The organism is Waltera acetigignens, assembly GCF_025567015.1.
GTDB classification, from domain to species: Bacteria; Bacillota; Clostridia; order Lachnospirales; family Lachnospiraceae; genus Acetatifactor; species Acetatifactor acetigignens.
The window spans coordinates 1-12,471 of record NZ_JAOQJO010000004.1; the positions used below are offsets into that span (position 1 = coordinate 1).

Below are 12,471 nucleotides of genomic sequence, written 5' to 3' on the forward strand. Positions count from 1 at the left end.
CCACCGGTACCGTCGGTGTCGGCGTAGGCGTAGGTTCTTCGGTTGCCACCGGTACCGTCGGTGTCGGCGTAGGCGTAGGTTCTTCGGTTGCCACCGGTACCGTCGGTGTCGGCGTAGGCTCCTCGGTTACCACCGGTACCGTCGGTGTCGGCGTAGGCTCCTCGGTTACTACCGGTGTCGGCGTAGGCTCTTCGGTTACCACCGGTACCGTCGGTGTCGGCGTAGGTTCCGGCTCATCCGGTTCGCACGGACAGTGAATCTCTCCACCCTGCTTATACTTATCCGCTATGATGCCTCCGACAACAGTTCCACCATTATAGACAGTTGCATTCGGAGCCAGAATATATCCGAAAATAGAATTTACATTAACTTCTGTTGCATTGCCAAAGTTCCAAATAATTCTGTCTGCCCACAGCTGATGTTCCAATGCTTGCTTTTTTGCACCATGCGCATTCATCCAGCCGGTAATATTCACTGTACCGGAATCACTTACATTTACCACAACTGTTTTTCCATAAAAAGCTGCGCCGGTGATCTCTTTGTCATAGTCTTCCATCCTGGTATTTAACTCAGCACTTGTTACATTCAATACCAGTTGTGTATCGCTGTCTTCATTCGCCATAGCATATAAATCTTTGCTTTTCTGTACCATATTACCTGCCAGGACATTGCTGATCTCAGATGCAATATCTGTATCCCATACCTCACAGTTCTTCAGAAGATTTCCAGTATATAATTTATTTTCACCAGCTATAATATTATAACCCTGTCCAGTCACTTCCCGCTCAACAGAGTTCTGGGTTCCGTCAGAATTAGTAAGGGGAATTATCAGTTCCTTTTCGTCTGTTCTGCCTGACGCTGTATATTTAAGAATCTGATTCGGAGCAGAAAGATCTCCCAGATAAGATTTTCCCCCATAGCTTACCATGGAAACCTTTAATTCTTTAATTGCGGCATTTCCCTCAATATGGTCCAGATTTGAGGATACAAATTCATTTGTATATAATACAAATGAAAATGGATCATTTAAATCCGTACCTGCTGCCTGCACAGCAATCCCTTCGTTCCCTGCAACAGAACCTACAACCAGTGCTGTCACCAGAACCTTTACCACTTTTTCCCTTACATACTTGCTAAATCTGCTCATCTGATTTCTCCCTCAATGAAACTGCGTGTTTCAACGTCTTTAAACGTTTTCGTTCCTCTTTACAATCATTAAGACTGGCGCCATTTCAAAAAAGGTTCAGATTTTTATTATATTTTTGATCTTTTCAGTATCATTTGCTATTTTTGTAACATAAGCCTTAGTATACAGCCGTTTCTGTCAGGACTCCATGGATCAGAGCCCGCCTTTTTGTACCGGATGAGCCGTAGCAGGTAGATAGGGATACGATATTTCCCCTGTCACTTAAGTCTGCATCTGAAGCATACAGGGAATGTTCCGTGGCCCACTGCACATAATCATCATAGGAGGCATCTGAGGTAAACGTGGCAAAACGGTCACTGGTACTCTTTGTTTCATAATAGGAAAAAATCTCATAAATGTAGACTTTATCTTCCGTGTATATATAGAAGTAAGGATTCTCCTCGCAGCTTGCCGTCCCCTTCAGCAAATTTTTAAAAGCCCCAAACATGCTCTCATCCCGCATATTATGTCCGAATACAAAGGTATTCCTGTCTGACCAGTCTGCTGAAGCCCCACAGTCCATGAAAATGCATCCAGCATTCACACTCTCCCCCTCGAAGGAATGCTTCAGATAATAGTCATTGTCCTCCCCCTGTACCACCGGATAACTGATGTCCAATGCCGGGAAATAGAGCCATCCACGAAAATCCTGGTTGGTCCTGATAAGTTCGGCAAAGTCGATCTGCAGCTCCGGATAATTTTTCTCCGCAATCTCTTCCTGTGTTTCCCCCGCCGCAGGCTCTGCCACCACCTCCTGGCGGATGGCATCGTATTCATTTTTTGCTCTCTGCTCTGACAGATAAGAATGCAGACTCATTCCTCCGGTCAGCAGTACCGCTGCCGCCAGCACTGCTGTGATCGCATTTTCCGCTTTTTTATTTTTCATGCCAGTTTCCCCTTCCTGCAAGAATCGTTATAATTTGTTAATGATTATACCTTATTTTTCCGCATTCGTCTTTACGAAAGAGTTATTTTTTGATATTTTTAAGGTATGACTTTAAATAAGAAACTATTAGGGGAATAAAATCTTATGATACATCTTTTTGCACTGCTTTCACTGCTTTTGTGCGGTGTCTGCTATACAGGCTTTCAGAACAGTTCTCATTTCCACAATACAGGCAACCGGCGTTCTCTTCTGTTGCTTGTATTTGGAGGTGCCCTGCTTCTGCGCCTGCTCCTTGCATACACCACCCACGGCTTCAGTAATGATATCGCCTGTTTTGCAGCCTGGGCTGACCGGATTTTCACTTTAGGGCCAGGGCAGTTCTATTCTGCCGATATGTTTACGGACTATCCGCCCGGTTTCATGTATGTATTGTATCTGATCGGAGCGTTACGATCTCTGCTGCAGATTCCTTATTATTCCGATCTGCATATTTTACTGTTAAAATTACCCGCAATTCTCTGTGATATTGCCTGTGGGTTTCTACTCTACAGAGAGGCGGTAAAGCGACTGCATTTTTCCGATCTGCAGGGAATCTTTGCTGCCTCTGCGTATCTGTTCCAGCCGGCGGTCATTCTGAATTCTTCCTGCTGGGGACAGGTGGATTCCGTATACACGCTGATGATCATCCTTATGTGCCTGTTCCTCATGAAGGGAAACCTGCTTCCTGCCTATGCTGTCTACGGACTGGGTGTCCTGTTAAAGCCACAGATGCTGATCTTCACGCCGGTACTGCTGGCAGGGATCTGGGACCATGTGTTCTTACAGGATTTTTCCTGGCGGAAATTCTTCTATAATTTGTGCGGTGGTCTGGTTGTCATCTGCGGGATGCTCCTTCTGTGCGCTCCTTTCGGATTAACCGCTGCAATCTCACAATATACTTCAACGTTGGGATCCTATGAATATGCAGCCATCAATGCCTACAATTTCTGGGGACTATTAGGAATGAACTGGGTCGACCAGAACACGATTTTCCTCTTCCTGCCCTGTAAGACCTGGGGCACTATCGTGATCCTGCTGATCGTACTCTTTACCTTCCTTATTGCAGCCCGCTGCCGGAAAGAGCCTTCAAGATATTTCTGTCTCGGTGCCTTTATCATCCTGACGATGTTCCTGTTCTCCGTCCGTATGCATGAGCGTTATATGTATCCCGGTCTGGCACTGTTGCTTTTCTGCTGCCTGTACCGGCCCTCTACACCTCTCTGGAAATGCTTCAGTGGATTTGCAGTGCTGCATTTTTACAACACCGCCAATGTGCTGTACCATTACGATCCGCAGAATTATGACCGCAAGGCTCCCATCATTCTGCTGGTATCTGCCGGAATGTTGTGCTGCCTGTATTATTTCTATAAGATCATCTGGAAATATTATGTTCACGGTGAAGCAGGAGCTGCCACCGATGCAAAGCCGCAGCCCACGATAGGCCGTAGAGCTTCCGGGCATACTGCTTCCACAAGATCTGCCGCAGGACTCGGACAAAGACTTCGAGAATATTTTCTCTCTCCCCTGGAGCCCATTCCTTCCGAAGAGAGAATCCATTTCACGAAACCGGATCTGTGCCTGTTGCTGGCAATCGGTATTCTGTACAGTTGCTTTGCCCTCTATGATCTGGGAGACCGCAAAGCTCCGACAACAACTTACGATATGTCGGGAGAATTACAGGCCATCGAGCTGGAATTCCCCGAAGATGCGCTGCCTGTGACTATGGCCAGTTATCTGGCTCCCTGGCACCAGCGACATTTTGGGATGGATGTCAAAAGTAATGCCGAAGACTCTTGGACTTATCTCGGTGAGATCATTTTAAACAATGTCTTCACCTGGCAGGATGTCTCCCTGCAGGATCTGCTGACACAGGCCACAGAAAACAGTACTTCTGATATGTCTGCCACAACCAGATATCTGCGTCTGTCATTGACGGATAATGATGCCTCTCTGATTGAACTGGTCTTCCTGGACGCGAATGGCAACATCACACGCCCGTTGAACGCAGATGCCTACCCTACACTGTTTGACGAAAGCGATCTGTACCCGGAACGCTATTCCTTCCGCAACAGCATGTATTTCGATGAAATCTATCACGCACGCACGGCTTACGAGTTCCTTCACGGCCTGCCGACCTACGAAAATACCCACCCGCCTCTGGGCAAGATCTTCATCGCCCTGGGTGTTGCCATCTTTGGAATGAATCCTTTCGGCTGGCGTATCATGGGTACTCTGTTCGGCATTGCCATGCTGCCGTTTATCTACCTGCTGGGGAAAAAAATGACAAGGAATACTCCTGCGGCAGCTCTGGCCTGCTTCCTGTTTGCCTTTGATTTTATGCATTTTACGCAGACAAGGATTGCCACCATCGATGTTTATATCACATTCTTTGTGATTGCAATGTACTATTTTATGTACTACTATTGTTCTATGAGTTTTTACGATACACCGTTGTATAAGACCTTTGTGCCTCTGGGCTTATGCGGCATCTGCATGGGACTGGGAATTGCCAGCAAATGGACCGGTATCTATGCGGGCTGTGGACTGGCATTGCTGTTTTTTGCGCATCTGCTGCGACGCTACCGGGAATACCTCTATGCCAAAGCCCATCCCGGAAAAAGCACCAACGGCATGGAGCATCAGCAGATTGTAAAGAAATTCCCGGATTATACGGTAAAGACGATCGACTTCTGCCTGACCTTTTTCGTGCTGGTTCCGGCAGTGATCTATCTGTTGTCCTACCTGCCATTTGTAGACAATTCCCATCCGGGACTTTTTGACCGTATGCTGACCAACCAGACTTCCATGTTCAACTATCACAGCGGCCTAGAGGCAACGCATCCTTATTCCTCTTCCTGGTATCAGTGGCCCACTATGGTCCGCCCGATCTGGTACTATTCCGGATATCTGACCGATGCAGTCAAAGAGGGAATCAGTGCTTTCGGCAATCCTGTTGTATGGTGGATCGGTATTCTGGCATTTATTTACATCCTGTACCTGTTAATTCGCAACAATGCGTTTCTCTGTTCTCTGACAGGACACACACAAACAGAGTGCTCCACAGATACTGCGACCACCCTGTCCCACAGAGAATATGCAGCAGCTGCTTTCCTCGCAGTCGGCTACCTGGCGCAGTACCTGCCCTGGTTCTTCGTCACCAGAATTACCTTCATCTACCACTATTTCCCCAGTGTTCCTTTTGTAGTGCTGATGATCGTGTACAGCCTGATGCAGTGGAAGAAGCATATGTCTGACCGCACCTTCATCATCGTCTGCTGCGCTTATGCTGCGGTGGCGTTTGCCCTGTTCCTGCTGTTCTATCCGGTATTGTCCGGGCAGCCGGTGGATGTGGATTTTGTAATAAAATACTTGCGTTGGCGGGATACCTGGGTATTGATCTCAGGTTAAGTCCTCTTTATAAAATACTTCATATAAAAAACAGTGCCAATCCAGGCACTGTTTTTTGGTATAGCATATCTATTCACTTACCCCTCAGCGATCGCATTACCGGTATACAACTGATAATATCTGCCCTTCTGGGCGATGAGTTCATCGTGGTTGCCGCGCTCGATGATGCGGCCCTGTTCCAGAACCATGATGCAGTCACTGTTCTTGACAGTAGAAAGTCTGTGGGCGATGACGAAAGTGGTTCTTCCTTTCATCAACTTATCCATGCCGTCCTGTACAATTTTCTCGGTACGGGTATCGATAGAGCTGGTAGCCTCATCCAGGATCAGTACCGGAGGATCCGCTACGGCTGCTCTGGCAATAGAAAGCAGCTGTCTCTGACCCTGGCTTAAGTTCGCACCGTCACCGGTGAGGACTGTGTTGTAACCATCCGGAAGCTGACGGATAAAGGTATCCGCGTTAGCCAGTTTTGCTGCGGCAATGACTTCCTCGTCTGTAGCATCCAGCTTACCGAAACGAATATTGTCCATAACGGTAGCGGTGAACAAATGGGTATCCTGCAATACGATACCCAGAGACTTCCGCAGATCCGCTTTTTTGATCTTGTTGATATTGATGCCGTCATAACGTATCTTACCATCCTGAATATCATAGAAACGGTTGATCAGGTTCGTGATCGTGGTCTTGCCGGCACCGGTGGAGCCTACGAATGCGATCTTCTGACCGGGCTTTGCATACATCTCGATGTTATGCAGCACGATCTTGTCATCATTGTAACCGAAGTCCACATCGTCGAATACCACTTCACCCTGTAATTCAATATAATCTACAGATCCATCCGCCTGATGTACATGCTTCCATGCCCACATACCGGTTCTCTCGGTACACTCCACGATCTTGCCGTTTACCTTCTTGGCACGGACGATGGTCACATATCCCTCGTCGGTCTCTACCGGCTCATCCAGCAGATCGAAGACTCTCTTGGCACCAGCCTGTGCCATAACGATACTGTTCAGCTGCTGGCTGACCTGGCTGATAGGCATGTTGAAGCTCTTGTTAAAAGTTAAGAAGCTGGCAAGCTTACCCAGCGTCAGTCCTGCGAAACCACCCAGCGCCATGGCACCACCGACGATGGCACATACCACATAGCTTAAGTTACCCAGCTGGGCATTGATGGGTCCCATCAGGTTTGCGAACTTATTCGCATTGTATGCGCTGTCGCACAGTTCATCATTCAGAGCCTTGAACTCCTCCAGACTCTTATCTTCATGGCAGAATACCTTGACTACCTTCTGGCCTTCCACCATTTCCTCAATGTAACCGTTGACTTTACCGATATTCTTCTGCTGCTTTACGAAATATTTTCCGCTTAAGCCCGCTACCTTACCAGTGACGAACATCATCAGTGCCACCATGATCAGACTGACTGCTGTCAGAGGCACACTTAATACCAGCATACTTCCCAGGGTACCGACTACGGTGATGAAGCTGGAAAATACCTGCGGGATACTCTGGCTGATCATCTGACGTAAAGTATCAATATCATTGGTGTAAATGGACATGATATCGCCGTGGGAATGGGTATCAAAATACTTGATCGGCAGCTTTTCCATGTGTTCGAACAGATCATCACGGAGATTCTTCAGTGTTCCCTGAGTTATGGTTACCATGATACGGTTGTAAGCATAAGTGGCCGCCACACCGACCAGATAAAAACCAGCCACACGGACAATTTCCCGGAACAGATTGCCAAAGTCCGGAGTCTCCTGTCCGATCATGGGCATGATATAGTCGTCGATCAGTCTCTGCATGAACAGAGTACCCTGAATGCTTGCCACAACGCTCAGTACAATACAGACCAACACAAAGATAAAGTGAATGCCGTAATTTTTAAAGATATACGCCATCAGTCGTTTAAATACTTTTCCCGGATTCTCAATACGTGTACCGCCCTGCATTCTTCTGCCGGGTCCACGCATTCCGCCGCCCATAGGTCCTGGCATTATGACTCACCTCCATTCTCATCAAAGTCGCCGCCACCCGTCTGGGTCTGGGCTTCATATACTTCCTTATAGATCTCATTAGTACGAAGCAATTCTTCGTGAGGTGCAAATGCATCGATCTTACCGTTATCCATAACGATGATACGATCTGCATCCTGAATACTGGAGATACGCTGTGCAATGATGATTTTCGTCGTACCGGGGATCTCCGTAGCAAATGCCTTACGGATCTTCGCATCGGTAGCGGTATCCACGGCACTGGTAGAGTCATCCAGAATCAGTACCTTCGGCTTTTTCAGCAGTGCTCTGGCAATACACAGTCTCTGCTTCTGTCCGCCGGATACGTTACTTCCGCCCTGTTCAATATAGGTATTGTATTTCTCTGGCATCTTCTCAATGAATTCATCGGCGCAGGCCAGACGACAGGCACGGATGCATTCCTCTTCAGTAGCATTCTCGTCGCCCCAACGGAGATTCTCTAAGATGGTACCGGAGAACAGCACGTTCTTCTGTAATACTACGGATACTTCGTTACGCAGAGTCTCCAGATCATAGCTTCTGACATCCTTACCGCCGACATAGACCGTACCCTCATTTACATCATACAGACGGCTGATGAGGTTCACCAGACTGGTCTTGGAACTACCGGTACCACCCAGAATACCGATGGTCTCTCCGGCTTTGATCTCAAAGTTCAAATCATCCAGTACCGGCTTCTCACTCTGTTTGTTATAGCGGAAGGTCACATGATCAAAACGGATACTACCGTCTGTCACATCGTAGTCAGGTTGTTCGGGGTTGGTGATGTCCGCCTTTTCATTTAATACTTCCGCGATACGCTTTCCGCTGGCAGCGCTCATGGTCATCATAACGAAGATCATGGCTAACATCATCAGGTTCATCAGAATCGTCATACAATAGGTCAGCAGGCTCATCAGTTCACCGGTAGTCAACTGGCTGGCAACGATCATGTGAGCGCCAAGCCAGCTGATTCCAAGGATACAGCCGTATACGGTAAACTGCATTACCGGCCATACATAAGTCATGGTACATTCTGCTTTTTTGAACATCTTGTAGATGTTGTAGCTGGCCTTATGGAACTTGTCGATCTCATAGTCCTCACGCACATAAGCCTTTACCACACGCTGTGCGGCTACGTTCTCCTGTACGCTGGCATTTAAATCATCGTATTTCTTGAATACTTCACTGAAATACTTGGACACTGCTCTCATAATAAAAATGATAACGATTCCAAGGAACACTACCGCCACCAGATAAATACTTGCCACTCTTGCATTAATCAGGAACGCCATCAGCATAGCACAGATCAGGCTGACCGGTGCGCGGAAGCACATACGTAAGAGCATCTGGTAAGCGTTCTGGATATTGGTAACATCCGTGGTCATACGGGTGACCAGTCCTGCCGTGGAGAACTTATCAATGTTGGAGAAAGAGAAGGTCTGAATGTTCTCATACATGGCCTCTCTTAAATTTCTGGCAAAACCGGTGGATGCTTTCGCACCGTATTTACCACCCATGACACCGGCGAACAATCCGACAATAGCTGCCAGGATCATGTAACAACCGATGGCAAAAATATGTTTCATATCTCCCGCCTGCACACCGTCATCAATGATGGATGCCATCAGGAGCGGAATCACCATTTCCATGGCTACTTCCAGGATCATGAATATGGGTGTGACAAGGGATGCACGCTTATATTCCTTGATCTGTCTGGCTAATGTTTTAATCATAGCTGATTTCCTTTCTGCTTTTCTTCTTGTTAGTTCTATATAATTTCCTTGTTATTTCTTTACTGCTTCTTTTTTATTTCTTGGCTGCTTCTTTGCTGTTTCTGCTTTTTCTGCTCTGATAAATACTCGGTGATCTGCCTGTCAGGAATGACTGCTGACATCACTCATTTCGGCATGGTCCGTTGGAACTTTCCACGCGCTCACCGTCCATTCCCAGATTCTGCATCATCTTATCTAAAATAGTTAAGAATGCCCGTTTCTCTTCTTCGGTAATACCATCCTCCAGCTCCCGGTTAAAAATCCGGATCTGCTCTTCGATCAGATCATGATGCCGGATTGCTTTCTCTGTTAAAAGAATTCGTTTCAATCTCGCATCCTCCGTCGAAGCCACCCGGACGAGATATCCCTTCTGTTCCAGGCTCTGCAGCATTACCGTCGCCGTAGATCTGCGGATTCTGAATTCCTTCTCCACATCCTTTTGATAGACATCTCCCTGTCTGCTCTTATGATACAGATATCCCAGAAGCGGTCCCTGCATTCCGTTAAGTTCATAACCATCCTGCTGGGCGAAGATCACTTCCATCTTCCGGCGGATCATGTTGTTGGCGGCCTTGAGCTCAAATCCAAGCTGGCGGTTCGCCAGTACATCTTTCTCGTTCATTCTGTCTCCTTTATTTCTATACACTATACACTTCAACCCATAAACTGCTGAAATCAGCTTCTGCATTTTAGCATAGCATGAAAAGACGTACACTCAATGTTATTTCGTTAAAAATGTTAGATAACTAACTTTTTTTGTTAGCCATCTAACATTATAACGCAATCTTTTCTCTTTGCAAGAAAAAAAGTATAAACTTTATATAAATTGCTGTTAGTCCTTTACAATTCTCGCTTTATCTGTTTTAATCTGATTATGTATCTGTCTTCTATAACTATTTCTTTTATTTTCTATATTTTCTCAAAGGAGGAGTTTCTTATGTCTTTATTTTTTTCTGATTTTATTCATACCGGAACTGATCTTACACAGAAAATCTCTGATATTCAACAGCAATTGAAGCGATTACCTCAGGGGAAACTGATCATTTCACATAATGGAGAAAATATCAAATGGTATTCCAGTGATGGTCATTCTAAAAAATATATTCCTAAATCTGATCGTGCACTTGCTGAGCAATTAGCGCTGCGCAAATATCTCACCTCCCTGCTGGACGAATTACTTCAGGAGAAAAAGGCTATCAGCTTTTATGACAGACATCGTCCAAAGGCAATAAAAAGTTCCCTATTATTACAGGATGCTTCTCTCGGATATAGCGAATTGTTAGCTTCCTATTTTCAATTATCTCCCTCACACACAGCCTGGATGCAGGAGACTTACGACCGCAATTCCAAAAATCCGGAAAACCTCATCTATAAAGCTGTCAACGGCATCAGCGTACGTTCAAAATCAGAAGCTATCATTGCCATGCTTCTTTATACAAACAAAATTCCATTTCGTTACGAATGTGCCCTTAACCTCGGCGATATTAAATTTTATCCTGATTTCACAATTCTTCATCCTAAAACAGAACAATTGTATTATTGGGAACACTTTGGTCTGATGGATTCTCCCGGATATCGTCAAAATGCCTTTTCCAAGCAACAGCTTTATGCTGCGCATGGCATTCTTCCTTCCGTTCACTTGCTTACAACCTATGAAAATCAGGCATATCCGTTGAATACGGAGCTTGTGGAAAAAATGATCTATTACTATTTCCTGCGCTGACTTCCTTACCTGTTTTGTTCAAATGTCAATGTTTCCATTTTCGTGGGTCTATACAGAATTTTTCTCTTTTGAGTTCCATTTTTTTCGCTTTTTAATTGTCTTATTTTGTTAAATGGGTCTATACAGAAAAAATATTCCTCCAGATACTCATTTTTACAAAATCAAGTATCCCTGACAGCAATTTTTCTGTATAGACCCATATGCTTCAAATTATAAAATTTATTTGCCCTCTTGAGTATCTCAGGGCTACGTTTTTCTGTATAGACCCACAATCGCCTTTTCTGCCCGATTTACATGCCACTTCGTTCCTGATAGTTGCCCGTCATTGACAGTCAGCTTAGCAGCGTAACCTGTCTACCCGGAATTTTCACTTAATCCTCCAGTACCCGGTTCAGGACTTCATCTTCCAGCACCAGTTTCTTTGCTGCTTCGCGGTATTTTTCCTCGTGGAGATAGGTATGGCGGTGGGGTTTGATGGTGGGAGCCATGTCGATGGCTTTGAGGAAATCGGCCTTCTTCATATGTAAGGTTGCCACGTAATCCCAGAATCCGGTATCTTTAAGTACCGTGCTGACACGGATGTAACGGTGATCCTGTACCTTTGCCATGATATAGGTGGCAATACCTACCTGGATGCCATGAAGCTGCGGCACTTCCAGGATCTTATCCAATGCATGGGAAATCAGGTGCTCACTTCCGCTGGTAGGGGCACTGCTGCCGGCAATCTCGTTGGCAATACCGCTCATGGCCAAAGAATCCAGCAGTTCTTTTAGGAACAGCTCGTCCTTGATGCTCTCATAAGGGGTACGAACGAAGCTGTTCACCGCTTTCTTTGCGATCATCACTGCAAAATCATTCACCTCACCGCAGCCGGCCTTTTCTTCGAAAATCCAGTCATAGAGTGCCGTGATCTTGGAAATCATATCTCCGATGCCGGAGTAAATGAACTTCTCCGGAGCGGTACGGATCACCTGGGTATCCACGATAATGCCATAAGCCAGTCTGGCAGGGACAGAAGTTCGCTTTCCCTGCACCAGAAGGGATGCGCTGGCACTGGAAAAGCCGTCGCTTGAACTGGAAGTCGGCACACTGATAAAAGGAAGGTTCCGCAGAAATGCCGCATATTTTCCGGCATCGATGACCTTGCCTCCACCGATAGAGATCACCGCCTTTGCCTTGTTGGGAATAGCGAAAGCCAGCGTAATGATATCGTCAATATCCACCGTATCCAATTCATTGTATTCCAGAACATTCACGTCCGCTTCCTTCAGTGAATTCATGACCAGCTCTCCGAACATATCGATCAGTCCGTTACCGAAAAATAACACTACCTGATCCAGACCTTCCGTTTTTAAATAACTACCGATCTTACCTAATGCCCCGTTTCCGATCTTCAGGATGGACGGGATCGCCATCTCTTTTCCTATCTGCAT

The 12,471-nt window shown here is 46.2% G+C and carries 8 protein-coding genes; 2 read left to right on the top strand and 6 right to left on the bottom strand.

Features of this window, described 5'->3' with window-relative positions; translation table 11 throughout:
• Positions 1–1,147 (bottom strand): collagen-binding domain-containing protein (locus OCV96_RS05610; protein ID WP_262593762.1); only part of this gene is annotated, 1,147 nt, incomplete at its 3' end.
• A gap of 157 nt (positions 1,148–1,304) precedes the next feature.
• On the bottom strand, positions 1,305–2,072 hold the full coding sequence (srtB, locus tag OCV96_RS05615) for a class B sortase (protein WP_118539355.1): 768 nt from the start codon (positions 2,070–2,072) through the stop codon (positions 1,305–1,307).
• Positions 2,073–2,216: 144 nt separating this feature from the next.
• Here srtB and OCV96_RS05620 point away from each other — a divergent pair, with 144 nt between their 5' ends.
• Positions 2,217–5,519: a phospholipid carrier-dependent glycosyltransferase gene (locus OCV96_RS05620; RefSeq protein ID WP_262593763.1), complete on the top strand. Its 3,303-nt coding sequence runs from the start codon at positions 2,217–2,219 to the stop codon at positions 5,517–5,519.
• Between the two features lie 77 nt (positions 5,520–5,596).
• On the opposite strand, the gene OCV96_RS05625 is transcribed toward OCV96_RS05620, so the two are convergent.
• From OCV96_RS05625 to OCV96_RS05635, 3 genes are all read right to left on the bottom strand, one after another.
• The gene (locus OCV96_RS05625) at positions 5,597–7,522 is read right to left on the bottom strand and encodes an ABC transporter ATP-binding protein (protein ID WP_118539351.1); all 1,926 of its coding nucleotides are present in this window, start codon (positions 7,520–7,522) and stop codon (positions 5,597–5,599) included.
• Entirely contained in the window at positions 7,522–9,276 is a 1,755-nt protein-coding gene (locus OCV96_RS05630; protein ID WP_262593764.1) for an ABC transporter ATP-binding protein, read from the bottom strand. Before OCV96_RS05630 ends, OCV96_RS05625 begins: the two co-directional genes overlap by 1 nt.
• Before the next feature lie 160 nt (positions 9,277–9,436).
• Positions 9,437–9,937, bottom strand: coding sequence for a MarR family winged helix-turn-helix transcriptional regulator (locus tag OCV96_RS05635; protein ID WP_262593765.1), 501 nt, complete (start codon positions 9,935–9,937; stop codon positions 9,437–9,439).
• A gap of 315 nt (positions 9,938–10,252) precedes the next feature.
• On the opposite strand from OCV96_RS05635, the gene OCV96_RS05640 reads away from it, so the two are divergent.
• Positions 10,253–11,038 (top strand): ATPase, encoded by a 786-nt coding sequence (locus OCV96_RS05640; protein WP_262593766.1) that lies wholly within the window; start codon positions 10,253–10,255, stop codon positions 11,036–11,038.
• 371 nt (positions 11,039–11,409) lie between these two features.
• On the opposite strand, the gene OCV96_RS05645 is transcribed toward OCV96_RS05640, so the two are convergent.
• On the bottom strand, positions 11,410–12,471 hold the full coding sequence (locus tag OCV96_RS05645; protein ID WP_262593767.1) for an iron-containing alcohol dehydrogenase family protein: 1,062 nt from the start codon (positions 12,469–12,471) through the stop codon (positions 11,410–11,412).

Bases quoted from the DNA above. Each gene is read 5' to 3' on its own strand.
- OCV96_RS05625 (WP_118539351.1), bottom strand. From the start codon at position 7,522: ATGCCAGGACCTATGGGCGGCGGAATGCGTGGACCCGGCAGAAGAATG.
- srtB (WP_118539355.1), bottom strand. From the start codon at position 2,072: ATGAAAAATAAAAAAGCGGAAAATGCGATCACAGCAGTGCTGGCGGCA.
- OCV96_RS05635 (WP_262593765.1), bottom strand. From the start codon at position 9,937: ATGAACGAGAAAGATGTACTGGCGAACCGCCAGCTTGGATTTGAGCTC.
- OCV96_RS05630 (WP_262593764.1), bottom strand. From the start codon at position 9,276: ATGATTAAAACATTAGCCAGACAGATCAAGGAATATAAGCGTGCATCC.
- OCV96_RS05640 (WP_262593766.1), top strand. From the start codon at position 10,253: ATGTCTTTATTTTTTTCTGATTTTATTCATACCGGAACTGATCTTACA.
- OCV96_RS05620 (WP_262593763.1), top strand. From the start codon at position 2,217: ATGATACATCTTTTTGCACTGCTTTCACTGCTTTTGTGCGGTGTCTGC.
- OCV96_RS05645 (WP_262593767.1), bottom strand. From the start codon at position 12,471: ATGCAGATAGGAAAAGAGATGGCGATCCCGTCCATCCTGAAGATCGGA.